Here is a 26,225-nt window from a genome sequence, read left to right as displayed (position 1 = left end):
AGCGTGGTATCCTTTGGCGCATCACCTCAGAAGAGGAAGACGCCAAGGATTTTTACTTCATCAGTTCACCTTTTTTCTTGAGCGACTTCACCACATGGTCAAGAAGTCCATTGATATAGCCTGCACTTTTTGGTGTGCTGTAGATTTTAGCAATGTCGAGATACTCGTTGAACGTGACGCTCAGCGGGATTTGCGGGAATGTGAGGATTTCGGCCAAAGCTATCTGCATGATGATAACATCCATGAAAGCCAAGCGGTTGAACTCCCAGTTCTTAGAATTTTCGCGAATAAGCTGGCGAACTTCCTGAGCTCGCTTCAATGTTTCAACGAAGAGAGTTCCTGCAAAGTTTTTATCCTCCACGGCAGCATAGTCGGGGAGAAGTTCTTGCTCAGCAGTACTATCCTCCTTGAAACGCTTGATGGTTTTCATGACGAAACTATCAACGATTTCTTTATCATCATTCCAATAGAGGCTATGTTCTTCGAGGAGCGAATCAAAATCCTCATTATTGCAAACGTAAGTTTTGTAGAGCTTACGTATCAGTTCGCGGTCGGCCTCATAACTAAAGTCTTCTTTCGTCAGATAGTTCTGATAGAGTTCGCTCTCAATCATAGTGGTATAGAGCTTCTTCACGAAAGCTGGTTCCTCAGGCCATTCTTGTTTTTTCTCTCGGTATTCGCCCAGTGCTGTATTGTCAGCCAGCTGCACAAGGAATTTGTTATCAGCAAATTGCCTATCGGGTGACAGACCGCCTATTTTTGTTCCTAAGCGTTCTGCACGAGCCGCACTCGACTCCGCTCTACGTTCTCCATAAGCTTTCAGATCGACAAGCATAGAAAGGAGATACTTATAGAGTTCATAAGCCTTAGAAAGACTGAACTTCAACTCTTTCTCGGCCACATCCAATGTTTTACCATCGTTCTGGTAAAACGCATACACTAGCTGAACCACTTTCAGCCTTATCAATTCTCGATTTATCATAATCATCGCTGTGTGGCATTAGAGCCCTAACACGTTTGCAAAGATACAAAATGCGGAGAGAAAAACAAAAGGCGAGAAGTCAAAATCTCCTTATAAATGCTTCACTTTTCCAAAGAAAGTGCTAAGAGAGTGCAATAACAGGCATAGAAGAGAACTATTTTGCCGTGGTTTAGTGATTAAAGGGGTAGCACACATGAGGGCTACCTATATAGAGAAGGCACTAAAATATCATGACAACAAAAAGTTCAACAAATAGATCAATTTTATTGACAGTCAGGATTCACAAAATAGAAAATGAAACAAGGAGGAAAAAGGAACACAATAAAGATGTACCACCTCACGTCAAAGCGACGGAAAGAGCGAAAAAGGAAAAAAGCCACTCGCAGGCAGACACCAATGAACAAAAGGAGCCTACTGAATGACACTTGCCATCCCGCCTCAGATTTTTCCAAAGAAACTCGACAGCAAACAGAATGAAACGACTAAAAAGCATAGTGTTTTCAAGAATTTCTTTATTCTGTCAGCCGACAGCTTTATTGCGTTGAGCGGCTTCCTTATTGCGCTACTCGACAGCCTTATTGCATTTACAAATCACCTTATTTTATCCGCCATCTTTCTTATAAAAGCCACCCTTACAAGCCCATTCAAAGAATACACAATAAGGAAACAATAAGCCTCAACAATGCGTTATTTCAGACTGTACATAAACAAGTTGGATTTTATCGCATTCTCGAGTCCATAGAATTACGTAAATATTTACAACATACAGGAACAACGCTCCATTATATATATACGCTGACAGAAATAAGCCACAGCCCCATTTGGCCATTCGAGAAAGAAATGGTAACTTCGCGGCCGATTCGGAAATTGTCCGAGAGCCCAACGAAAAGGGAGGCTCCCCGTGCGATGGCGAATTAAGCAATTAATTTAGAGTAACACATTTAAAGACAAACAAGAAAAATGAAACAGATTTCTGTATCTGGTGCAAAGCGCGCCAACTTAGGTAAGAAAGCAACGAAGGCAGTACGCCGCGAAGGTCTGATTCCTTGTAACCTCTACGGTTTGCAGAAGGACGCTAATGGCAACCCTGAAGCTATCGCTTTCACTATTTCAGAGAAAGAAGCTAACAAGCTTATCTTCACTCCCCACATCTACCTCATCGATATCAACATTGACGGCGAAGATCACAAGGCTATCATCCGTGAAGTTCAGTTCCATCCCGTTAAGGACAATATCCTTCACCTCGACTTCCTTGAGGTACACGAAGAGCGTCCCATCGTTATCGGTGTGCCCATCCAGACTAAGGGTCTTGCAGAAGGTGTTCGTGCCGGTGGCCGCTTGACTACACTGATTCGTAAGATCAATGTAAAGGCTCTCTATCAGGATATTCCCGAGAAGCTCATTATCGACGTTGCACATTTGCAGCTCGGCAAGAGCATCAAGGTTGGCGAGCTGAGCTTCGATAAGCTCGAACTCGTTACTCCGAAGGAGGTGAACGTTGTCAGCGTTAAGATGACACGTGCTGCCATGAGTAACGCTACGGCTACTGCCGAGGCTGGTGCATAAGGTTAGCTTCAGCATTACTCTGTCAGTTAAGACAAAGAACATATTTAAGCCCGGAGCTCATGGAGTTCCGGGCTTTTTCAGACTTTCCCTCAACAATTCGGGACAAGTGAACAAACAAACGAAATAATATGAAATTCTTAATCGTTGGTCTCGGCAATATTGGAGATGAATACGACGGCACACGCCACAATATAGGTTTCCGCGTAGTCGATGCTTTGGCCAAGTCGGCCGGAATGCAGTTTGAGGACAAACGCTACGGCTTTGTTGGAACGATGCGCGTGAAAAATCAGATGCTCGTTCTGCTAAAGCCCTCCACCTATATGAACGCCAGCGGTGATGCTGTGCGCTACTGGATGAACAAAGAGAATATTCCATTGGAGAATGTGCTTATCGTGGTAGATGACCTCTCTCTCCCCTTTGGCAAACTGCGCCTAAAACCCTCTGGATCGGAGGCAGGCCACAATGGTTTGAAAAGCATCACGCAGCAACTGGGTACTCAGCAGTATGCTCGTCTACGTTTCGGCATTGGCAACGACTATCCGCGCGGTGGACAGGTGGACTTTGTACTCGGTCAGTTCGGGGCAGAGGATTTAGCCGCTATGGACGAGCGTGTTGGCATAGCCTGCGAAACCATCAAGGCCTTCGCATTAAGCGGCATCGACTTCGCTATGAATAATTACAACAAGAAATAAAATGGAAGCACGATTGGACAAATGGCTCTGGGCAGCTCGCATCTTCAAGACGCGCACCATAGCTGCTGATGCTTGCAAGAATAATCGCGTACGAATCAATGATGCCGCAGCCAAGCCAGCACGAACGGTGAAGGAGGGCGACATAGTGAGCGTGCGCAAGCCACCAGTGACCTACACGTTTCGCGTAAAGCAAGCCATCGAGAAACGTGTGGGAGCAAAACTCATTCCCGATATATTGGAAAATATCACTGACCCGCAACAGTATGAGATGCTCGAAATGAGCCGTATCAGCGGATTCGTTGATCGCGCTCGCGGCACGGGTCGGCCTACAAAAAAGGAGCGCCGTGCCATCGACGACTTCATGATTCCTGTTGCCTTTGACGACAGTTTCATGGAAGACGGAGACGATGACTGACGCCCCTTCTTTAGGAAGAAAAGACTTACTGTACTAACACTTTTTGTCCAGCGGTCAGATAGAGGCCTGCAGGAATATCGTCGACGGTCTCTACGCTTTGGGTCAGACGAACGGTGCGATAGAGGCGGCCATCAATGGTATAGATTTGTACCATTTGTGGCGCGCTACTACTAAAGATGATGCTACCTACTCCGCCGGCTGCACTCACATAGGACTTATCGGAAACCTGGCGCAGCCCAGAGGTGGTAGGGTCGAAATTATACTTTCTATCGAGCGCGGGGATGCGAGCCTTGATCCACTTCTTCATATATTCCACGTCCTTTTGGATTCCACCGTGATACATAGCCCAATAAGAACCTTCACGCTGATCGGCGCGACTGTCGCTAAAGAGTGTGGCGTATTCTGTGATACGCGCTACCAAACTATCAGCATCTATCTTCTTCGACAAACGAAGTTCGGCATAGCGGTCGGCCAGCATTTGTGACCAGTTAAGATAAGGACTTTGCTCCAAGCGGTTGTAGTAGGTAAGACCTCCAGTATAAGCGCGGCGCACTACCGACCAATCGGCCGTAGGATCTCCCTGGTCTCTGTTAGTACCATCCCAACTACGCCCCCAAGTGGCATCGAGGTCCCAAGGTACTATCGTCAGCTTCTGGCCATTATTCTTCTGCAAGTCATAAAGGGCATAATACATATTTTTACCATCGTTGTCGTAGGCAAAAAGCAAGTCGAGGAAGAGATAATAATCGCGCAAAACGGGGAGGTCCAGATAAGACTCAATACCTCTCTCAAATTCGACATCAGAAGCAGTAGCGCAGAAATTGATAGCATTGTAAAGTGGTCCCCAATCAATCTTCTCGCCTTTTTTCAAGTCGGGGTATTTCAGTTCCCATTCACGCCAAGAATCATAATTATTACTATAATAAGCCGGCTTTCTGCCTGTTGTAGAAGGATAGCCCAGTTCGTGGCCAAAAAGGACTTCGTAGCTCCATTGTCCTGACTTATAGAGCAAGCTGTGTATAGTGTCGCCTTCCGACTTCTTCAAGCGCAGTTGCTGACGGTCTATCTTCTCTGTCATACAATAAAGGCCGTGGTAGGCACCATTAAGAAACACTTCCACGAATTCGCCTCGAGTGTAGGGTCGAATCTTCTTTTTCTCAAACTGTGCGTAATATGGTTCGGTGTGGATATCCTTCCACAAATCTGTAGAAAGGCGATTTCGCATACAAGCCTTATCAATCACCATTGCATCTAAAATCCAATTGTTGTCAGAACGTTTACCGAGAAATTCTACATTTTTCGATTCACCATTAGCATCATACAATTTAACGGCATACGACTTCTTCTGATAGTTGGTTGCCGAAGCGCCACGGATACGAAAATCGGCCACATAGATAGAATCGTATCCAGTGACACCAGGATCTGTCACGCGGATGGAGCCGCGGGTGTAAGAGTTCTGATTGGTTGAGGAAACATTCATTTCAACAATGGGAAGAAACGTCATCTGAAGCGGACCGGAGGCTACCACACTCCCGTTGCGACTTACAACAATAGGGTAAGTCTTTCCACAGTCTATGCCGTGGATTGTAACAGTTCCGCCGTCCGAGAGCTCTTGTCCGTCGAGCGACAGCGTTACACCTGGTTGCGCGGACAACGTTACCGCTGCTGAAAAGTCGCGACCGTCACGATAGCGCTTGCGGGCAGAGAAAAAGAAACTTCCGCTCAGACTGTCGTAAACAAGGTCTTTATTGTTCAAGCGAAACATATCTACATAACCCGACAAAGGAGTGCGCAACGTTTCGGGCTGCTCATCGTCCTTGACCTGACGGCCTTGCTCGTCGAAAATCTCGAAAAGTCCGTTATCATCTGCATTGTAATAAGTTCCAACAAGGTAAGAGCCATCGGTACGGCAGTTGATATACTGCGATGGGACAGCTTTGTTAGAAATTTCAAAAAAGGAATCTTTGCTTATCAACCTCCAACGCACACTGTCGGAGGTGACGGCATTGCACAGGCGAAGGCCTTTGGCCACTTGCTCCTCACGCGTTGATTCGTGGTAGAGGTATTGTCCTGTTGCAGCATTCTGAAAAGTATAACCGTTACCATTCTTACGGATATACCACCAAGCATCCGCCGTTGCCGCTCGAGCATATATGTCATAATATACTAAAGCCGTGCTCCCGTGGTATGCACCTATTCCTATGCCGCCAGCGCCGAACTTTTTACACACCAAACGATAACGCGTCGTTTCATTAAACTGGACAGCCCCCATTGCGGACAGCGCTGCAAAAAAGAGCATAAAGAGTAATACTTTCCTCATATCTTCATCTTTATCAAAGGGATAACTTTAAAAATTCAGCTTATTCTACCTAAAAACACATTAAGTCTATTTTGCTATCTATAATTAGCAGCTGCAAATGTAAGTAAAAAAGAAGATAAGATACACTGGCTTGTATTTTTTTCTTATCTTTGCCCGCAAACTGCAACATAAAACGAACCAGAAACAACAATAAAATGAATCTTTCTTTACCGAAGCTAAAGAATCTCCTCACCATGGGATTCTTTGCTGCCACTGCATTCTCTATGCAGGCGCAAACTTACGGCGCGCAACCTGAGGCAGGAAAATGCTACGCCATTTACAACGAGAGCATGCAGCTCGTTGTAACCAATTGGGATAACGGTGCTAATGATGCGCGACTTTATCTAAACACCTTCTCTGATTGTTCAGCCACTGCGCGCACTTGGCGCTTTGAACAGCCCGACAATTTGAAAGGCACGAAGAAATACATTATTACGAGCGACGCTTATAATAGTGCTATCGACATGGCTCTCAACAGCAAGAAGTACCCTCTTCAGTGGAGTTCCAACCCAACAAATCCTAATCAGCAAATAGAACTCGTTAGCGTGGATACTTCCAATGGTGTCTACCAGTTGCGGACACAATACCAAGGTACTTATTATTATTTGTGTAGCGGCTCTAACGATCAGCTGGTCAATAGTAGCGATGCTACAGCTGCAGGAACACACTTCCGCTTTGCTGAGGTGCCGAGCGTTGCTTCAAACAGAGAGGAATGGGAAAACGAGAAAATTTTCCGCATCAACAATGAGCCAGCTCACGCCACTTACCTCCCCTACGCTACAACAGCTAAACTGAAGGCTGACACAGAGCGCTTCGCCAAACCGTGGCTCGATCCAACAGGCGCACGCTGGATGTCGCTCAATGGAGTTTGGAATCTGAAATGGCAGGAAGGCACCAACAATCGTCCAGGAGAGGATTTCTACGGCGACAACGTTGATGCGTCTGCATGGGACACTATCTCTGTGCCCTCTTGCTTAGAGATGAAGGGCTACGGACAGCCTACGTACATTAACGTGCAGTATCCGTTCAGCGACAATCCTCCTTACATCAACATGAACAGTAATGTTCCCAACTCCGTTGCTTCATACCGCCGCAATTTTGTATTGCCCGCCGAATTTGCAGGTCAGCGAGTAGTGCTCCATTTCGATGGTATCTACGGTGCTAGCTATATCTGGGTAAACGGCAAGTATGTAGGCTACACGCAGGAAGCCAATAACGTCAGCGAATTTGACGTGACAAACTTCGTGCGCTCGGGAGAAAACAACATCAGTTTGCAGAACATTCGATGGAGCGATGCCTCTTATCTTGAAGGACAAGATATGTGGCACATGACAGGTATACACCGCGATGTATATCTCTATGCTACACCTAAGACTTACATTGAGGACCACCTCATCAGCGCTGAGGTAAATGCGCGTAATCGCACTGCAACGCCAAACGTGTCCATAACCATGGCAAACCCCTCTAAAGTGGCTGGCAACCGCACTGTACGTCTTTCGCTGCTCGATCCCTCTGGTTCTGAAGTGGCTACGCAATCAGCCACCATCACCTTTGCAGCAGGCGACAGCATCAAGCAGAACACCATCAGCCTGGGCCAGCTCAGCGGCATTAAACTATGGTCGCCAGACGCTCCAAACCTCTACACGCTCATCGTGAGCCAGCTCAACGGCAGCAACGAAGAGGAAGCATTTGCCACAAAGTATGGCTTCCGCTCTCTCGAACTCAGAAACGGCCAATTCTTTGTGAACGGCAACCGTACCTATCTCAAAGGTGTCAACACGCAGGACACGCACCCTGTTTTGGGCCGTGCCATCGACGTTGCCACTATGTGGACGGACTTGACCCTTATGAAAAAGGCCAACATCAACACTGTGCGTACCAGCCACTACCCTCGCCAAGCAAAAATGATGGCGATGATGGACTACCTCGGCTTTTACGTTGTGGACGAAGCAGACCTTGAATGTCACAAGAACTGGAATGATAATCTACACAATCCCAGCGGTGCTATTGCAGGAAGAATTTCTTGGTTGCCACAAATGCAGGACCGCGTGATGAGAATGGTACGACGCGACTACAATCATCCTTCTGTCATCATTTGGAGTCTTGGTAATGAGTCTAGCGGCTTTAGTAATTTTGAAACAATCCATGACGTCGTAAAGGCCTTTGATAACAATCGCCCTATCCACTATGAAGGAAGTACCAATGATAACACTGCTGGTACGGACATCTGGAGTGTGATGTACAAAGATGTAAATGAGGTGCAAAGACTTGCGGCAAATAACTGGCGCAAACAGCCCTATTTCCTCTGCGAATATGCCCATGCAATGGGTAATTCGGTGGGCAATCTCCGCGAATACTGGGATGTCATCATTGGTTCTAACTACGGCCTCGGTGGTTGCATCTGGGACTGGGTAGATCAAAGTATCTACGATGCCAACGACATCAAAGCTAAGACAACAACGTTGAATGGCTATCCTAAATACATCAGTGGCTACGACAAACCCGGCCCTCACCAAGGAAACTTTGTGAACAACGGAATTCTCAACGCAGACCGCTCATGGAGTGCCGAACTCACAGAAGTGAAGAAGGTGTATCAGTACGTTGACTTCAAGAAGATGTCCACAAAATACTACCGTCTGACAAACAACTACCCGCAGCTCAATCTTAATGCCTTCAAACTCGCATGGAAAGTATTGAAGGACGGAGAAACAGTAGAATCCGGAACTACGGCTCTCAACTGCCAGCCGCTGCAAAGCACTACGGTCAATGTACCTTATACTACTACACTCGAAACAGGCCACGAATATTTCCTCCAACTCGCTCTTTGCCTGAACGAAGCTTCCGATTGGTGCGATGCTGGCTACGAACTGGTAACGTTCGAAGACCAATTACAGGCTCGCCCTGCTGCGCTCCCTGCTGTTCGTAACATAACCAACAAGATGCAGGTGAAGCAGACTGCTTACGACGTCACCTTCAATACAGGAAAGAACACTATCGTCTTCACGCGCAGTGGTGGTCTTCGCTCTTGGAAGAGCGATGGTCAAAACATCATTATCCCGGCTCAAGGTCCCGAACTTGCCCACTATCGCTACATAGAGAACGAAGAGCCTTACGGAAATCCTGAAAACTACAATCAGGCTACAGGCACCGGCGATAGAACGTGGACCGTCACTGTGGCTCCCGACAGTCTCTCTGCTACTATTAAGTATAACGTTCAAGGTAATCGTTGCCCCTACGTCTTCACTTACACTGTCTACGCTAATGGCGTTGTCGATTTGGAGGCTTCCTTCTCTCCGATTGTTGCCAACCTCCGCCGCATCGGTATGGGTATGCGTTTCCCCAGCTCGTTCGAAAATCTGACTTACTACGCACGTGGTCCTTTGGCCAACTATGTAGACCGTAAGGAAGGTTCTTTCTTCGGACTCTATCAGTCCACCGTCAGCGAGCAGCTTGAAGCTTACGCTCGTCCGCAAAGCACTGGCAACCACGAAGGCTTGCGCTATCTCACCTTATCCGATGATGAGGGCAACGGCGTCAAAGTAGAGACCGAAGGCCAAGTATCTTTCTCTGCTCTTCATTATGACGATGCCACGCTGAAGGCAAACCGCCACATGTGGAACTTGCCCACTGGTCAGCGCGATGTTTTTGTTCATTTCGACTATATGCAAAAAGGTCTCGGCAATGGTTCTTGCGGTGCAGGCACACTGAACAAGTATCTCTGCCCAAGCAGTGGCACATACACTTATAAATTGCGTTTCACACCGCTCAAAGGCCTCGAAACAGGCATTCAAGACATGGCAATGAATACCAATGCTGCAAAAACTATCATCTACGACCTACAAGGCCGCCGCGTAACAAATACAAGCAAAGGATTCTATATCGTGAATGGCAAAAAAGTAGCATTCTAATAACATCTCTTTCACGGTCAGATTCTCTATTTCCTGACCGATGAACAACTCAAAGTAAGCAAAGGAGTGCTTCCAGCTGTGTGGAAGCACTCCCTTTTTATTATTTTGTGTTGCCCTTGTGAAATAAAATTACTTTCTTTGCGTTTTCGAAACAGAATACATAAACAAAAACATACAACTATAAATCTATGGAACAAAAAGAATTGCTCAACATTGTAGCCCAATTCGATGTAAAAGGCAACGTGATTGACGTGAAGCCCCTTGGTAACGGACTCATCAACACTACTTACAAAGTCACCACAGAGGGCGAAGATCCTGACTATGTACTGCAACACATCAACAACAAGATTTTCCCCGACGTTGATATGCTGATGAACAACATTATCCACGTCACCGACCATATCCGCAAAAAGCTGGAGGCCAACCACACGGAGGACATCGAACGCAAGTGCCTGCGTTTCATTCCGGCAAAGGATGGAAAATACTACTACTTCGATGGAGAGAAATATTGGCGCCTTATGGTCTATATCCCCGATACTACGAGCATGACGGAGGTCACTCCCGAAACGAGCTTCATCGTAGGCGAAACGTTCGGACAGTTTCAGAGCTGGCTGGCAGATATCCCTGTAAAACTGGGCGAGACCATTAAGGATTTCCACAACCTCGAATTCCGCCTCCACCAACTCGAAGAAGCTGCAAAGGAGAACCGTAGCGGCCGCGTGGACAATGTGCGTGATCTCATCGCAGCCATTAAGGAACGCGCTGAAGAGATGACAAAAGCCGAACGCTTGCAGCGCGAAGGCAAACTCAAGAAACGCATCTGCCACTGCGATACGAAAGTAGACAACATCCTTTTTGATAAAGACGGCAAGGTGCTTTGTGTCATCGACCTCGATACGGTTATGCCCAACTTCATCTTCTCTGATTTTGGCGACTACCTACGTTCCGCTGCCAACACAGGTAAAGAGGACGACCCGAACCTGGACAATGTGAATTTCAATATTGAGATTTTCAAAGCTTTCGCTAAGGGCTACCTCCACAGTGCAGGCGTATTCCTCACTCCCGTTGAAATAGAAAATCTCCCCTACGCCGCAAAGCTCTTCCCCTATATGCAATCTGTGCGCTTCCTCATCGACTACATCAACGGCGATGTATATTACAAGACACAGTATGCCGACCACAATTTAGTGCGTGCTCGCGCACAGTGGAAACTCTTTGAGAGCGCCGACCAGCACGAAACGGAAATGGAAATCTTCATCAAGCAAGTGGTGGGTCAGCGTGGCCCTGCTGGTCAGTACAACAACCTCTTGAACACTTTTGAGGTATAAAAACAAGGCTTCATGCCTTCACATTATCTCTATACAAGGGAATTTCCACAGATTGGAAGTTCCCTTTTTCATGTACTTAATAGCGCCTTCTCGCCCAAAAACTTGACAAGTAGTTTTCTTAAAAGAGACTGAGAACGCAGCTCTTTCATTCTCTTTTAGATGCTCAACACACATCCGCACCTTCGTTTTTCAGAAAATCTTCACCCAGAAATGGCATTGCAGTATTGTAGCCACATTTCTCAATACCACTCCACTCAAAATTTTCCTTATCCTGTCAGCTCACACAATAAGGATGTCAGCCAACGCGATAAGGATACTCGTCAACAACCTTATTGTATCTGCCAACAACCTTATCAAATGAGTCCGTGCAGGCAGGGACGGAATAAGCCACCGTATCTTCCGCTGATTTTTACGCCATTCTTGAGAACCGAAAACTGCGAAGATTCTTTACGAGAGATATGCTGCCTTTGGCTTTAAGCCCACGAATGGACACGAATAAGGCGAATGGGCACGAATTTATATTTTCAATATCTCATTTGTGAGTACTTATCGAAAAAGAAAATTCGTGTCCATTCGCCTCCTTCGTGAAACTTCGTGGGCCAAAAGCTCTCCTCTTCGCGGCTAAAACATAGAAACCGCAAGACCAATCCGCAAAAAGTTGTACCTTTGTCAGCAAAGTAATCATATACCTTGATAATGTCACACAAAAAAACTTACAAGCCGCAACACAAAGCCCCTGCAAAGCAGACGCCAACAAAGGCCATGAAGTCTAAAAAACAGTTTTGTTGGAATCCCTTTATCAAAATTTGCGGCTTCGTGTTGTTGTTCGTTTTTTGCACTTTCATCTATGGCGATGTCTTTGTGCGCGCACAGCAAGATGCCTTTGTGGTGAGCGATGCCACATCTATGAAGTTCCTCACCGATACGCCCTTCGGCCATCTCTTTTGGTTCGGCCGCTATCTGATGGTGGTGTTCAAATCGAAATGGGTGGGCGGTCTCATTCTCTCCGCTCTCCTCACGGCCATCGCCTGCCAATTGGATGCCATTTTCCGTATCCCTGCTCGCTGGCGGGGTATAGCCTTCCTTCTGCCCATCGCCATCATGACCTACATTGTTGAACTGGGCACCAATCTCTACTACAAAGCCGAACCGAGCCGCTTGATGCTCATTCCATTCTTCACACTGGTGGTCCTCGTCGTAGTGGCACAAATTGTGCGTTTCCTCCGCCGGGGCAAAGAGCAGTCCGAGACAAGCAACAAAGGACTACGCATCGGTTTCCTATTGGCCGTTGCTGGTTTCGTGGGGCTCTACGCCGATGCCATGTATCGCCATCAGAACGATATTCTCGGAGCTAAGATGCAGAACAAGATGATGGAGCAGGACTGGGAGGGAATGATCGATGATGCTATGTCGGCACGCCGCCCCACCCGCACCGTGGCTGCCTACCATGCTATAGCGTTGCTCCGCACCGATCAGCTCTTGGATCGCCTTTTTGAAATCCCCTACGACTATCCCGATGCTGGTCTGAAAAAGATGGACGGCAGCGAAGAGTATGGACTGCTCCAGGCGGATTGCGACTTTGCCGCGGGACTCGTGCAACCAGCCTACCACTATGCCTTTGAACGCATCGTGATGGACGGACCCACCACGCGCAACCTCAAGCGCTGTGCGCTCTGCGCCATCCTGACTGGCGAGAAAGAGCTGGCCGAAAAATACCTCGATATATTGAAACACGTGCCGTTTGAGCAAACTTTTGTGAATCGCTATGAGCCGATGCTCAACAATCCTAAGCTCATCGATGAAGACTCGGAGTTGGCTGGTGTCAAGAAGTTTCTCCCGAAAGAGGACCTTTTCGAACAAAACTATCGTCAGCCTGTGTTCTTGGGCTACAATCTCGGTGTGAACAGGGGTTCCAACGAAACGCTCATCACCTCGGCTGCAGCGTGTCTCTATTCCAAAGACTTGGTAGCATTGCTCCCACGTGTAAATTTTATGATGCAAAACGGGATGCCCATTTCTCAAACCATGCAAGAGGCCCTCGCCTGTCTCGCCATCAAGCAAGGCTATCAAGACGTGGTAAAGCAGTACGGAGTGAACCAAATGATTATGGCCAACCTCCAATCTTTCCTCATGGCGGCCCGACCTTATACTAAAGATAAGGAGGCTCTACGCGCCAACCTGAAAAAAGATTGGTTGGGCACTTACTTCTACTATTATTTCTGCGAAAACAATGAAGGTAATGTGGACAACAACCGTAAAAATAAAGGACAGGTCAACTAAATTGCTCAGCTGAATTATGAAAAAAATATATTTCTTTTTGCTCGCGCTCTTTGCCTTTGCTTCCTGTGCCAAGGAGGTGAGCATTCCTCAAAATGCCACCCCCGTGAAGGAGGTGGCAGGTATATACCCCGACTACCGCGACATCACCATTCCGCCCAACATTGCCCCACTCAATTTCCAGGTGACAGCAAAGGGCGACAACTTTGTAGGAGTGATCCAAGGACAAGGCGTGCAGCTCGTGGCAGGGGGTAATGAGGATGGAAAACTCATCCTCGACAGCACCGAATGGCGCAAGCTGCTCACGGCCAACAAGGGGCGCGACTTGAGCGTGGAACTCTATGCTGAGCGTAACGGCCAGTGGGTGAGTTTCCCGAAATATGTTATCCATGTAGCCAAAGAGCCTATCGACAAATATCTCTCTTATCGCCTCATCGAACCCAGCTACGAACTCTATCGCCAACTGGGCATCTATCAGCGCGATTTGGAAAACTTCGAACAAACGCCGATTTATGAAAACAACCGTACGTTTGATGAAAAGGAGAACCATTGCATCAACTGCCACAACTATCAGGCTTACGACACGAAGCGCATGCTCTTCCACGTTCGCGCCATACACGGCGGAACAATGCTGATAGAGAATGGAAAGATTGAGAAGCTAAACATGAAAACCGACTCTACACTGGCCAACACCGTATACCCAACGTGGCACCCAACACGCAACTGGGTGGTTTTCTCCAGCAACAAGACGGGACAGGCTTTTCACATGATCAATAAGAATAAGATAGAAGTGGTGGACTATGCCAGCGACCTCGTTTTCTATGATGCAGACAACAACAAGCTCTCAAATATTTTCAAAACCGACGACCATTTTGAGACATTCCCTTGTTGGGCTCCCGATGGTAAGAAGCTTTACTATTGCGACGCTTATGTGCCCGATTTCAAAGGACTGCCCGATAGCCTGGCCATCAATCGCATATTGGAACGCCACGATTCTGTGCGCTATAATATATATAGTATGACATTCGACGAGAAGACCCGCCGGTTCGGACCACCACAATTGGAGGTGGACTGCACAAGTATGGGCCTCAGCGCAAGTGTTCCGCGTGTCAGTCCCGATGGGCGATACTTGCTCTTCACTCTCGGAAAATACGGCCAGTTCCACATCTGGCACAAATCAAGCGACCTATGGATCAAAGACTTAACGACCGGAGAGATTCGCCCTCTCACGGAAGCCAACAGCCCTGACGTAGACAGCTATCACACATGGTCGAGCAACGGCCGCTGGATTGTGTTTAGCAGTCGGCGCATGGACGGCTCTTACACGCGCCCCTTTATTGCCTACTTCGATAAGGAAGGCCGCGCCCACAAAGCTTTCGTCCTACCACAGGCCGACCCAGAAGAAAACAAACTATTACTCAAGAGCTTCAATGTTCCCGAACTCACACGAACAAAGGTGGAAGTATCGGCCGACAAGATACGCGAAGCAGTCTACGATGACAAACACACTAAAAAAGTGGAATATTCGCCACTTGGGAAATAATCTCCAATTCTCCGCAAGAACCCAGAAATTCTTGCGGAGAATTGCCATCTATAGGCTTCATTTCTTAGAAAAACTTCTTGCAGTTTCTTCTGAACTTTCTTAACTTTGTGCTGTCTATCAAGAAAACTAAAACCTAACTCAAAATAAATGACACTCATAAAATCTATCTCTGGTTTCCGCGGCACCATCGGCGGCCACACTGGAGATACACTTAATCCGCTCGACATTGTAAAGTCTGTAACAGCGTATGCAACCCTCCGTGCTGCAAAAGTTGGCGGAAAAGTACAGAAAAAAATTGTCGTAGGACGCGATGCGCGCATTTCAGGAGAAATGGTGAGCCACTGTGTCTGCGGCACTCTTATGGGATTGGGCTTCGATGTAGTCAACATCGGCCTGGCCACTACTCCAACGACAGAAATAGCTGTTCCTGCTGAAAACGCTGTGGGAGGTATCATCCTGACGGCTTCTCACAATCCCCGACAGTGGAATGCACTCAAGCTCCTCAACGAACTTGGAGAATTTATCCCCCCAGCTGAGGCAGCAGAGGTGGTTCGTCTGGCCGACGATGAACGTTCCTTTGTCTACGCCGATGTAGATGAACTCGGAAGCTACGAAGAAAAAAATATCTATGACCAATACCATATTGATATGGTCAAAGGTTTGGAACTGGTAGATGTAGAAGCAATTCGAAACGCTAAGTTCCACGTCTGTCTCGACACTATCAATTCCGTGGGTGGCATTATCCTACCGAAACTTCTCGACCAGCTGGGCGTGACTTATGACATACTGAATGGTGAGCCCAACGGACAGTTTGCTCACAATCCTGAACCGCTGCGCAAAAATCTGAATGAGATTTGCAGCGTGATGAAAGAAAAACACTACGACATCGGCTTTGTTTGTGACCCCGATGTAGACCGTTTGGTTTTCATCCAAGAAGACGGTGAAATGTATGGAGAAGAATACACCCTTGTTACTTGTGCTGACTGGGTTCTCCAACACACGAAAGGAAACACCGTTAGTAACCTCTCGTCCACCCGTGCCCTGCGCGATGTGACAGAGAAAAACGGTGGACAGTATACCCCTTCTGCTGTGGGCGAGATTAACGTCGTGCTGAAGATGAAGGAAACCAACGCCGTGATCGGCGGCGAGGGAAATGGCGGAATCATCTATCCAGCAGCCCACTATGGTCGCGACACATTAGTTGGTATTGCCTTGATGCTTACCTATATGGCAAAGTCGGGCAAAACGCCTTCGCAGCTGAAAGCACAGTATCCGCTCTACGCCATCGCAAAGAACCGTATCGATTTGCAACCCCAAACAGACCTCAACGCTATTCTGGCTGAAGTTAGAAAAGAGTTCGCAAAAGAGAACCTTACTGAAATCGACGGTCTGAAGATTGATACCATCGACAAGTGGGTACACCTCAGAAAAAGCAACACCGAACCCATCATCCGCATATTCTCAGAGGCTCACACCATTGAGGAAGCCGATGCTTTGGGTAAGCGACTCATTGACATCGTTGAGAAAACGATGAACAAGCAAGCCGCCGGTTCTGACAAAGCCTAAATACTACCCGACGCGAGGAGTATGTCTCTGAAAAGGCATACTCCCCGCGTCGATTTGTATATACCCCTCTCTAATTTTCACAATCCTTTCTTTTTATAACCCTTATCTCCCGCTTTATGAAAAAGAAAACCCAAGCTGTAGCCCTACTCTCTTTGCTACCTATGGTTGCAGCTGCTCAACGCTACAATATAGTCTACATCATGACCGACGATCATACGGCGCAAATGATGTCTTGCTATGACAAGAGCCATATTTCCACTCCCAACTTAGACCGCATTGCCCGCGATGGCGTTAAGTTTGTTAATTCCTACGTGGCAAATTCTCTTTCGGGTCCTTCACGCGCTTGCATGTTGACGGGTAAACATTCTCACAACAACGGCTTCACCAACAACGAGCACGGCATCTTCGACGGATCGCAACAGACCATGCCGAAACTTCTGCAAAAGGCCGGCTACGAAACAGCTCTCATCGGTAAGTGGCACCTTATCAGTCTGCCCACTGGCTTTGACTACTGGAACATCATTCCAGGACAAGGTGATTACTACAACCCCGACTTCATCACGATGAAGAACGACACTGTGCGAGAGAAAGGATACATCACCAACATCATCACAGATAAAAGCATCAACTGGTTAGAGCACCAGCGCGACAAGTCCAAACCTTTTGCGCTCTTCATCCATCATAAAGCTTGTCACCGTTGTTGGCTGCCCGAAATCAAGTATCTCCACGAATACGAGGATAAGACGTTCAAAGTGCCCGAGACTTTCTACGACGACTACAAAGGCAGAGCCGCAGCAGCAGCTCAAGAGATGAGCATCGCTTCCTCTCACGATATGGACATTGTATATGATGACAAAATCTACACCCCTGGAGCAGCCACACGTCTGACAAATTCGTACCTCAGCATGATTGGACGCATGGATTCACGCGACCGTGCCGATTACGACTGCTTCTATGACAGTATTACAACCGACTTCAAGCAGCGCAATCTTTCTGGGCGCGAGTTGGCCGAATTCAAGTACCAGCGATTCATGCGCGACTACGCCAAAGTGACAAAGTCCCTCGATGATAACGTAGGTAGAGTACTGGATGAGCTCAAACGCCTCAACCTGCTCGATTCAACGCTTGTGGTCTACACTTCCGACCAGGGATTCTACATGGGAGAACACGGATGGTTCGACAAACGTTTCATGTACGAGGAGAGCCTTAACACGCCGCTCGTTATGCGCCTTCCCGCTGGATTTAAAGGCCGCGGAGAAATCAAAGAGATGGTACAAAATATCGACTATGCCCCAACTTTCCTCGATTTGGCGGGAGCTCCGATTCCAGCCGATATGGACGGCGTTTCCCTCCTGCCATTGCTCAAAGGACAACACCCGAAGAATTGGCGCAAGAGTATTTACTACCACTTCTACGAGTACCCTGCTGAACACAGTGTCAAGCGCCATTACGGCGTACGTACAGACCGCTGGAAACTTATTCACTTCTACAATGACATTGACGAATGGGAACTCTTCGATTTGAAGAATGATCCGCACGAACTCAATAATATCTATGGTCAGCCTGGTACGGAAAAAATCACGAAGGAACTTCGCAAGGAGCTTCATCGCCTACAAGGGCAATATCGTGACCCTATTGAATCGCAACTGAAATAAAGAAAAGTGCTAATCCGCGCGGTCTGCCGCTCGCGATTAGCACATCAAAAGACAAACAAAATAGTGAAGACAATTTATTTAGCTGGTGGCTGCTTCTGGGGCACTGAGCACTTTTTCAAACAGATACACGGAGTGGTCAATACAACCGTGGGCTATGCCAACGGCAATACGGAAAACCCAACTTACGAGGAGGTCTGCTCCGACACAACCCACTTTGCCGAAACCGTAAAGGTGGAGTATGACGAGAAGAAAGTTCCTCTTTTCTTTTTGCTCCGTATGTATTTCCTGACGATCGACCCTACGCAGGTCGACGAACAAGGAGCAGACAAAGGTTCACAGTACAGAACAGGAATCTACTATGAGGACGAAGCCGACAAAGCCATCATAGAGGACGCCGTGGCCGAGGAAAGTTTCGCTTTCTCTGATCCGATTGCCACAGAAGTAATGCCACTGAAGAATTTCTATGCTGCCGAGGAATATCATCAAGACTACCTCGACAAGAACCCAAGTGGCTACTGTCATATCTCCCCCGAGCTCATGAAAATGGCTCGCGAAACACAGCGTATCGACAACTAATCCGCCTATTCATAGGCTCTCCGCATCAACATCCGCCACTCACTCTGGCGGATGTTTTTTGTATTATTTTGTACGAACCTCTGACAAAATGTCACCCTTATTCCATTTGGCGCGGCCTTTGTCTTATTGTGTGGCAAAATAATAAAAATAAAAAGTTATGAACTTCGATAATTTCACAATTAAAGCACAAGAAGCCGTACAACAGGCTGTCAACCGTGCACAAAGCGGCGGGCAACAAGCTGTTACGGCTGTACACCTCCTGGCAGGTATCCTGCAAGTGGGGGAAAACGTCACACAATTCCTTTTCGGGAAGATGGGCGTCAACAGCAATGCCTTGCAGCAGGTTGTGGACCGCGAACTCCAAAATCAGCCCCGCGTGAGCGGTGGTGAACCCTATCTGGACCGCGACGCCAACGAGGCTCTGACCAAGGCAACAGATATAGCCAAGAAAGATGGCGACCAATTCGTAGGCCTCGAGCCTCTCCTGCTCGCCATCCTTAAAACCCAAGGTTTGGCCAGCCAGATGCTACACGATGCAGGCGTCACAGAGAATGGCTTGATTGCTGCCACCAAAGAATTGCGCGGTGGACGCAAAGCCGACTCTGCTTCGAGCGAGGACACCTACCAGGCACTGGGCAAATACGCCCGCAACCTCGTGGACGAAGCCCGCACAGGCAAACTCGATCCCGTTATTGGTCGCGACGAGGAGATTCGCCGCGTTCTGCAAATCTTGAGCCGCCGAAGCAAGAATAATCCTATCCTCATCGGTGAACCAGGTACGGGTAAAACAGCCATAGTTGAAGGCTTGGCACAACGTATTGTTCGTGGCGACGTTCCTGAGAATCTGAAGAACAAGCAGCTTTTCAGTCTTGACATGGGTGCACTGCTGGCCGGTGCAAAATATAAGGGCGAATTTGAGGAACGTCTCAAGAGTGTTGTCAATGAAGTGACCAACTCCAACGGAGAGATTATCCTCTTCATTGATGAAATCCACACCCTTGTGGGCACTGGCAAAGGAGAGGGAGCCATGGACGCTGCCAATATCCTCAAGCCGGCTCTCTCACGTGGTGAAATCCGAACCATCGGAGCCACCACACTGGAGGAATACCAGAAGTATTTCGAAAAGGACAAGGCACTCGAACGCCGATTCCAAACTGTCATGGTGGACGAGCCAAGTGTGGAGGACGCCATCAGCATTCTGCGCGGTCTGAAGGAACGTTATGAGAACCACCACAAGGTGCGTATTCAGGACGATGCTCTCATTGCCGCTGCCCAGCTCTCTCATCGCTACATCTCCGACCGTTTCCTTCCCGACAAGGCCATAGACCTCATGGACGAGGCTGCCGCAAAACTGCGAATGGAACGCGACTCTCAACCAGAAGAGCTCGACGAAATCACACGACGCTTGCGCCAGCTCGAAATTGAAAGGGAGGCCATCAAGCGGGAAAACGACGAGCAGAAACTTGCTGCCCTCAACAAGGAGATTTCTGAATTGGAGGAACGCGAAAAGGACTTCCGCGCAAAGTGGGAAGGCGAGCGCGAATTACTCAACAAGATTCAGGACAACAAGAAACAAATGGAGCAACTCAAGTTTGAGGCTGAGCGCGCTGAGCGTGAAGGCAACTACGAGCGAGTTGCTGAAATTCGCTACGGCAAACTAAAGGTGTTGCAGGATGAAATCGACTCCATCCAGAAGCAACTCCATCAGCGCCAAGGCTCAGAAGCTCTTATCAAGGAGGAAGTGACGCCCGACGATATCGCCGATGTAGTGAGCCGCTGGACAGGAATACCCGTCAGCCGAATGCTGCAAAGCGAGCGCGAAAAACTGGTACACATGGAGAGCGAACTTCACAAACGTGTCATCGGACAGGACGAAGCCATACAGGCCGTAAGCGATGCTGTTCGCCGCAGTCGGGCAGGTCTTCAAGACCCCAAACGCCCCATCGGTTCGTTCATCTTCTTGGGCACTACGGGTGTTGGTAAGACAGAGCTGGCAAAGGCACTTGCCGAATATCTCTTCAACGACGAAACGCTGATGACGCGTATCGATATGTCAGAGTATCAAGAGAAGTTCAGCGTCAGTCGCCTTGTTGGTGCACCTCCGGGCTATGTAGGCTACGAAGAGGGCGGACAACTCACAGAAGCTGTTCGGCGCAAGCCCTACTCTGTGGTACTCTTCGATGAGATTGAAAAGGCACATCCCGACGTGTTCAATATCTTGCTGCAAGTGCTCGACGACGGCCGCCTGACCGACAATAAGGGCCGTGTGGTCAACTTTAAGAACACCATCATCATCATGACTTCCAACCTCGGTAGCCAGTTCATCCAACAGAAGTTCGAGGCTATGCGCGGACTTCCCGATGCTAAGCAGGCTAACATCCTTGAGGAAACGAAGAGCGAAGTGCTGGAGATGCTGAAAAAGACCATCCGCCCCGAGTTCTTGAACCGTATCGACGATATCATCATGTTCCAGCCGCTCAAGAAGGACGAAATCGAACTCATTGTTCGCCTGCAAGTTGAAGCCGTCATCCGCCGACTCGCCGAGCAGGAGGTACAACTCACCGTTACTCCCGATGCCATCGCGCTCATCAGCGAAGCTGGTTTCGATCCCGAGTTTGGTGCGCGTCCCGTGAAGCGTGCGCTCCAGCGGTTGTTGCTCAACGATTTAAGCAAAGCTCTGTTGAGTGGAAGCATCGACAAGAGTCGCCCGATAACGGCCCAAGCCGAAGGCGACCACCTCACTTTCACAAACAAGTAAGGCTCTATACTCTCAAAGCCGCGACAGTATCTCCTGTCGCGGCTTTTTATGTTTTGTAAAATAACTTCTCAGTTTCTTCAGGCGAGAATCTCACAAAATCGAAAGAGCAAGAGAGAGGGCGTAGAATAGTCCTATTTTTTTCGTCTGTCCAATAAGGATGCTGGCGAACGCAATAAGGCTGTCAGCTGACACAATAAGGGTGTTGGCCGACAGCTTTATTGTATTTTCGAATAGAAAAGGCTAATCAATGGAGCAAAAAGAAAAGAAAAAGAGTCGCTAAAATAAAAAAATAGATATTTAGATGAAGAAAAATAGGAAATCGAGCTAAGAAAAACTTATCTTCGTAAAAAATTGAGGAGAACAGCAGATGAAGCTGGCTAAAAGGATGGGCAGCTTTGTCAAGTAATTGGCCCGTTTTTCTTTTATAAAGAAAAGCCTCGTTCTTCCACTTCGCTGAATCCTCCGAATTGAGTAATTTTGCAACGGAACAAAGAGATTGATAAACATGAATCCATTAGAAATCATTTACAAGTACTACCCCGACGACAATGCTCTTCGACGGTTGCTCATCCACCACAGTCAGCAAGTTGAAAAGAAGGCGCTTGAGGTTTGTAGCAAACATCCCGAACTGCATCTCAATGAAAAACTCCTACGCGATGGAGCTATGCTCCACGACCTTGGAATATTCTTGACCGATGCACCGGGCATCCATTGCCATGGCCATTTCAATTATCTGCTCCATGGCATGTTGGGAGCAGAACTCATGCGCCGAGAGGGTCGTGAAGACCTTGCCCGCATCTGCGAACGCCACACGGGGACGGGCATGACCCGCCAAGCCTTCAGAGATCACGGAGTGGAGCCTCCCGCCACAGACCTCTGTCCCGAAACATTGGAAGAACAGGTGATTTGCTATGCCGATAAATTTTTCTCTAAAAGTCATCCCGAACGTGAGCGTACGGTGGAAGAGACAGTGAAAAGTCTTGAAAAATTCGGCGACAAAGGTGTAGAAATCTTCCGTAAATGGGTTGAACAATTCGATTGAGACAGTGCTGAAGGCTGTTAAAAAGAGTGAGAAAACGGCCTAATTCTATTAGAATTAGTATCTTCGCCCACTAAAATTGATCAATTCAGGTGAGAACCTTTATAACGATACTCTTATCGTCACTGATGGCGTTGTGCGTGACAGCAGGCATAAAGAATGGCCTCTACTATCAGCCCTCCTCTGCCTCAGCGACCGACACCACTCGAAAAGCTACGCCCGACACGGCACTTATCCGCCAACGCCGGGCACAGATGGACTCGACCTTTCGCGCTACCAAAGCCATCACCATCGACTCTGTCCGCACGGACACGCTACGCACGGACACGCTGCGGAAGAAGCGTGGCGGCTTGGAGAAACCTGTGGACTTTGCAGCCGAGGACTCTGTTGTTTACGATGCCGATACAAAACTGGCGTTTCTATTCGGCAAAGCAGAAGTGAAATACGAGAATATGACGCTCGATGCAGGCCATATCTCGATGAATATGGACTCAAGCCTTGTTCACGCTAAGGCCATTGCCGACACGGCTGGTGTACTCGAACAGAAACCCTCATTCAAGCAGGGTTCAGACGAATATGTGAGCGAGCAGATGAGCTATAACTTCAAGACGAAGAAAGGTTTCATCCAAAATGTCAATACCACTCAGGGCAACGGCTTTATCCAGAGCGAACGCTCCAAACGTACTGACGACGGTACGCTGTATTTGGAATCGGCCAAATACACCACTTGTAACGCCAAACACCCCCATTTCTATCTGAAACTATCGCGCGCCAAGGTCATTCCGGGCAAGGAAACCGTCTTTGGTCCGGCCTATCTCGTGGTTGAGGATGTGCCGCTCCCCATTGGCATACCTTATGGTTTCTTCCCCTTTAATAAGAAATATTCTAGCGGTTTTATCATGCCGAGTTACGGCGATGAGACTGTCCGCGGTTTCTATCTCCGCAACGGTGGATACTACTTTGCGCTCAACGACTACATGGACTTGAAGCTCCTGGGGGAAATCTACACGAAAGGCTCCTGGGGATTAAGTTTGGAGACCAATTATAAGAAGCGCTACAAATATAACGGTAATTTCTACATCTCTTATCTCAACACGGTGGAGGGCGAAAAGAATTTGCCGGACTACATGAAAACAACGAGCCTCAAGGTGCAGTGGAGCCACACGAAGGATGCTGCCGCCGGCGGCAATACCACATTCTCCGCTCGCGTAAACTTTGCTTCAGAAAACTATGAGCGCAAAAATCTGGAGAGTTTGTACAACCCGCTCTCCTATACGCAGAGCACGCGCGCCAGTTCGGTGAGTTTCAGCCATCTCTTTTCGGGCATCGGTTTGTCAGTATCTGGTTCTTCCAACCTCACGCAAGACATGCGCACCAGTACTATCACCATGTCGCTCCCCGATTTGAATTTCTCGCTCTCTCGCTTCTATCCGTTCCGCCGCAAGCACCAAGTGGGGAAAGAACGGTGGTACGAAAAAATTTCTATGTCCTACACGGGACAATTCAGCAACTCCATATCAACCAAAGAGGACCAGCTGCTCCATTCCAATCTCATCAAGGACTGGCGCAATGGTATGCAGCACCGCATCCCTATTGATGCCACGTTCCAGCTCTTCAAATACATCAACATCTCCCCGAGTTTCTCGTTCAACGATGTGATGTACACCAACCGCATCATGCGAAACTGGGATGCTACCACACTGCGCGAAGTGGCCGATACTACCTATGGTTTCTACAATCTCTACGATTGGAATGTGGCCGTAAGTGCCAACACGACACTCTATGGATTCTACAAACCTTGGAAGAAGCTTTTCGGCAGTAAGATTATTGCTATCCGCCACGTCTTTAAGCCCAACGTCAGCTTCAGCTATGCGCCCGACTTCACTGCCTCACGCTACGGCTACACGCGCCACTACGACAAGACGGATGCCAGTGGTAACGTGGAGCGAGTGCCGTATTCTCCGTATCAAAGCGGCATTTTCGGTTATCCTTCCAGTACGAAGCAAGGAATGGTCACGATGAGCGTCTCCAACAACCTTGAGATGAAGGTCAAGAGCGATAAGGACACAACGGGCTATAAGAAGATTTCGCTTATCGATGAACTTTCGGCTTCGCTCTCCTACAATATGGCGGCAAAAACGCGCCAATGGAGCGACCTGACAACTCGCCTACGCTTGAAGCTCACCAAGAGCTACACCTTCTCCCTTGCAGCACTCTTTGCCACTTACGCCTATGTCTTCGACAACAAGGGCAATGTGGTAGTGGGCGACCGCACCGAATGGAGCCACGGACGCTTCGGACGCTTCCAGGGCATGAGCCAAAACATCTCTTACACGCTCAACAACCAAACGTTCACTAAGTTGCGCAACCTCTTCGCTGGTCGCCGCAACAACACAACAGAAGAGACTGCAAACAAATCAGACAACGACGAGCAAACCAACGTGGAAGATGCCAACATCGACCCCGATTTGTTGGCCACAAAGAAGAAATCGGTGCAGAAAGAAAAGGCCAAGGTCGACAAAGATGGCTATCTCCATTTCCAACTGCCGTGGTCGCTCACGCTCTCCTATGGTATCACCATGTTTGAGAATCGCAACAAACCCATCAACCAGCGCACCATGCGCTATCCTTTCGGGTTCACGCAAACGCTCAATGCTTCGGGTAATCTCCGCCTTTCCGATGGTTGGAACATTACCTTCTCCTCTGGTTACGACTTCGAGCAGCACCGCGTTTCCATGACTACGGCATCACTTTCTCGCAATCTCCATTGCTTTGAAATGTCGTGTAACGTGGTACTTAGGCCCTACACTTCGTTCAACTTCACCTTCCGTGCTATTGCCAGCGAACTTGCCGATGCTCTCAAATGGGACAAACGCAGCAGCTACTCCAGTAACATTGAATGGTACTAACAAACAACAACACAAAAAACAAAAGGGTGGCCATCTGAATGCCCCTTACATATATGAATATGAAGAAAATTGTTTTATCCCTTTTTGCTCTTGCAGCCCTGAATTGCTCGGCGCAGAGCGTTTCGCAGCGTCTCGAACGCCTCTTTGATGCAGATCAACAAATCCGTAAAACCGAAACTGTTGATAGCCTTATCGAAGCACAGGACAGTGTGAACCGCGCAGTACTCAAAGAGTTCATCGCGGACTATAACCCTGACAGCTGCTCCGTTAAAGCCAATCAAGGACTTTACTTGGTTCTGTCCCACTCCCCGCTGGCTTTCCGCCTGCCGATGGCTCACCTCATCGAACAAGCATGGCAGAAAAAACGCCTGGATGCTTTCTATTATGCCTCCTTCCAAGACGGCATACGATACGATCAACTCGAACCGCAAATCTATGGTACACAATTCATGGAGATGAACGGGAAAACGTATCTCTGGCCTGTTGCCGACGCTGACAAACTCGACGAACGCCGTGCCACATTAGGCCTACCTTCGGAACAAGCCTATATTGATGAACTCTCAAAGCGTCATCCCGAATGGAATTATACATGGGATCGCACGCTCACTATTGAAACCATACTAAACGCTCAATAAAAACTCATTTTTCATAC

16 protein-coding genes and 1 pseudogene are annotated in these 26,225 nt (G+C 48.1%); 15 read left to right on the top strand and 2 right to left on the bottom strand.

Features of this window, described 5'->3' with window-relative positions; translation table 11 throughout:
* Positions 1-52 precede the first annotated feature (52 nt).
* Positions 53-982, bottom strand: coding sequence for a transcription antitermination factor NusB (gene nusB, locus ABLA33_RS00285; RefSeq protein WP_347718772.1), 930 nt, complete (start codon positions 980-982; stop codon positions 53-55).
* A 418-nt stretch (positions 983-1,400) separates the two neighbouring features.
* Between nusB and ABLA33_RS00280 the strand changes: the two genes are divergently transcribed.
* From ABLA33_RS00280 to ABLA33_RS00265, 4 genes are all read left to right on the top strand, one after another.
* On the top strand, positions 1,401-1,655 hold the full coding sequence (locus tag ABLA33_RS00280) for a hypothetical protein (RefSeq protein WP_347718771.1): 255 nt from the start codon (positions 1,401-1,403) through the stop codon (positions 1,653-1,655).
* A 287-nt stretch (positions 1,656-1,942) separates the two neighbouring features.
* Complete coding sequence (locus ABLA33_RS00275) at positions 1,943-2,548, top strand: 50S ribosomal protein L25/general stress protein Ctc (protein WP_311489626.1); 606 nt, start codon at positions 1,943-1,945, stop codon at positions 2,546-2,548.
* Between the two features lie 128 nt (positions 2,549-2,676).
* Positions 2,677-3,240, top strand: a complete 564-nt coding sequence (gene pth / locus ABLA33_RS00270) for an aminoacyl-tRNA hydrolase (protein WP_347718770.1) — start codon at positions 2,677-2,679, stop codon at positions 3,238-3,240.
* 1 nt (position 3,241) lies between these two features.
* A complete protein-coding gene (locus ABLA33_RS00265; protein ID WP_347718769.1) occupies positions 3,242-3,655 on the top strand; it encodes an RNA-binding S4 domain-containing protein in 414 nt (137 codons plus the stop codon).
* A 25-nt stretch (positions 3,656-3,680) separates the two neighbouring features.
* Here the strand turns inward: ABLA33_RS00265 and ABLA33_RS00260 are convergent, their stop codons facing one another.
* Complete coding sequence (locus ABLA33_RS00260; protein ID WP_347718768.1) at positions 3,681-5,975, bottom strand: CotH kinase family protein; 2,295 nt, start codon at positions 5,973-5,975, stop codon at positions 3,681-3,683.
* Positions 5,976-6,169: 194 nt separating this feature from the next.
* Between ABLA33_RS00260 and ABLA33_RS00255 the strand changes: the two genes are divergently transcribed.
* The 11 genes and pseudogenes from ABLA33_RS00255 to ABLA33_RS00205 all read left to right on the top strand — a co-directional run bounded on the left by ABLA33_RS00255 (position 6,170) and on the right by ABLA33_RS00205 (position 26,208).
* Positions 6,170-9,922 carry a glycoside hydrolase family 2 TIM barrel-domain containing protein gene (locus tag ABLA33_RS00255; RefSeq protein WP_347718767.1) on the top strand — a complete coding sequence of 1,251 codons (3,753 nt, stop codon included), beginning with the start codon at positions 6,170-6,172 and terminating at the stop codon, positions 9,920-9,922.
* A 188-nt stretch (positions 9,923-10,110) separates the two neighbouring features.
* Positions 10,111-11,250: an aminoglycoside phosphotransferase family protein gene (locus tag ABLA33_RS00250; protein WP_311489621.1), complete on the top strand. Its 1,140-nt coding sequence runs from the start codon at positions 10,111-10,113 to the stop codon at positions 11,248-11,250.
* A gap of 696 nt (positions 11,251-11,946) precedes the next feature.
* Positions 11,947-13,530 carry a DUF6057 family protein gene (locus tag ABLA33_RS00245; RefSeq protein WP_347718766.1) on the top strand — a complete coding sequence of 528 codons (1,584 nt, stop codon included), beginning with the start codon at positions 11,947-11,949 and terminating at the stop codon, positions 13,528-13,530.
* Positions 13,531-13,546: 16 nt separating this feature from the next.
* Positions 13,547-15,070 (top strand): hypothetical protein, encoded by a 1,524-nt coding sequence (locus ABLA33_RS00240; protein WP_347718765.1) that lies wholly within the window; start codon positions 13,547-13,549, stop codon positions 15,068-15,070.
* Positions 15,071-15,217: 147 nt separating this feature from the next.
* Positions 15,218-16,636, top strand: a complete 1,419-nt coding sequence (gene glmM / locus ABLA33_RS00235; protein WP_311489618.1) for a phosphoglucosamine mutase — start codon at positions 15,218-15,220, stop codon at positions 16,634-16,636.
* A 161-nt stretch (positions 16,637-16,797) separates the two neighbouring features.
* On the top strand, positions 16,798-18,291 hold the full coding sequence (locus tag ABLA33_RS00230; RefSeq protein WP_347718789.1) for a sulfatase: 1,494 nt from the start codon (positions 16,798-16,800) through the stop codon (positions 18,289-18,291).
* Between the two features lie 12 nt (positions 18,292-18,303).
* Positions 18,304-18,846, top strand: a pseudogene (gene msrA, locus ABLA33_RS00225) (peptide-methionine (S)-S-oxide reductase MsrA); the annotation flags it as partial.
* A gap of 178 nt (positions 18,847-19,024) precedes the next feature.
* Entirely contained in the window at positions 19,025-21,625 is a 2,601-nt protein-coding gene (gene clpB, locus ABLA33_RS00220; protein WP_347718764.1) for an ATP-dependent chaperone ClpB, read from the top strand.
* A 505-nt stretch (positions 21,626-22,130) separates the two neighbouring features.
* On the top strand, positions 22,131-22,667 hold the full coding sequence (locus ABLA33_RS00215) for an HDIG domain-containing metalloprotein (protein WP_347718763.1): 537 nt from the start codon (positions 22,131-22,133) through the stop codon (positions 22,665-22,667).
* An 89-nt stretch (positions 22,668-22,756) separates the two neighbouring features.
* Entirely contained in the window at positions 22,757-25,573 is a 2,817-nt protein-coding gene (locus tag ABLA33_RS00210) for a putative LPS assembly protein LptD (RefSeq protein ID WP_347718762.1), read from the top strand.
* Between the two features lie 59 nt (positions 25,574-25,632).
* Complete coding sequence (locus ABLA33_RS00205; RefSeq protein ID WP_347718761.1) at positions 25,633-26,208, top strand: DUF6624 domain-containing protein; 576 nt, start codon at positions 25,633-25,635, stop codon at positions 26,206-26,208.
* Positions 26,209-26,225: the final 17 nt, after the last annotated feature.

The sequence above is a fragment of the uncultured Alloprevotella sp. genome (genome assembly GCF_963536905.1).
In the GTDB taxonomy this organism is placed as follows: domain Bacteria; phylum Bacteroidota; class Bacteroidia; order Bacteroidales; family Bacteroidaceae; genus Alloprevotella.
Note: the sequence above shows the minus strand (reverse complement) of the source record. Positions and strands in the feature narration are given on the sequence as shown.

Coding starts and splice junctions, on each gene's coding strand:
- nusB (WP_347718772.1), bottom strand. CDS start 982: ATGATAAATCGAGAATTGATAAGGCTGAAAGTGGTTCAGCTAGTGTAT.
- ABLA33_RS00280 (WP_347718771.1), top strand. CDS start 1,401: ATGACACTTGCCATCCCGCCTCAGATTTTTCCAAAGAAACTCGACAGC.
- ABLA33_RS00275 (WP_311489626.1), top strand. CDS start 1,943: ATGAAACAGATTTCTGTATCTGGTGCAAAGCGCGCCAACTTAGGTAAG.
- pth (WP_347718770.1), top strand. CDS start 2,677: ATGAAATTCTTAATCGTTGGTCTCGGCAATATTGGAGATGAATACGAC.
- ABLA33_RS00265 (WP_347718769.1), top strand. CDS start 3,242: ATGGAAGCACGATTGGACAAATGGCTCTGGGCAGCTCGCATCTTCAAG.
- ABLA33_RS00260 (WP_347718768.1), bottom strand. CDS start 5,975: ATGAGGAAAGTATTACTCTTTATGCTCTTTTTTGCAGCGCTGTCCGCA.
- ABLA33_RS00255 (WP_347718767.1), top strand. CDS start 6,170: ATGAATCTTTCTTTACCGAAGCTAAAGAATCTCCTCACCATGGGATTC.
- ABLA33_RS00250 (WP_311489621.1), top strand. CDS start 10,111: ATGGAACAAAAAGAATTGCTCAACATTGTAGCCCAATTCGATGTAAAA.
- ABLA33_RS00245 (WP_347718766.1), top strand. CDS start 11,947: ATGTCACACAAAAAAACTTACAAGCCGCAACACAAAGCCCCTGCAAAG.
- ABLA33_RS00240 (WP_347718765.1), top strand. CDS start 13,547: ATGAAAAAAATATATTTCTTTTTGCTCGCGCTCTTTGCCTTTGCTTCC.
- glmM (WP_311489618.1), top strand. CDS start 15,218: ATGACACTCATAAAATCTATCTCTGGTTTCCGCGGCACCATCGGCGGC.
- ABLA33_RS00230 (WP_347718789.1), top strand. CDS start 16,798: ATGGTTGCAGCTGCTCAACGCTACAATATAGTCTACATCATGACCGAC.
- clpB (WP_347718764.1), top strand. CDS start 19,025: ATGAACTTCGATAATTTCACAATTAAAGCACAAGAAGCCGTACAACAG.
- ABLA33_RS00215 (WP_347718763.1), top strand. CDS start 22,131: ATGAATCCATTAGAAATCATTTACAAGTACTACCCCGACGACAATGCT.
- ABLA33_RS00205 (WP_347718761.1), top strand. CDS start 25,633: ATGAAGAAAATTGTTTTATCCCTTTTTGCTCTTGCAGCCCTGAATTGC.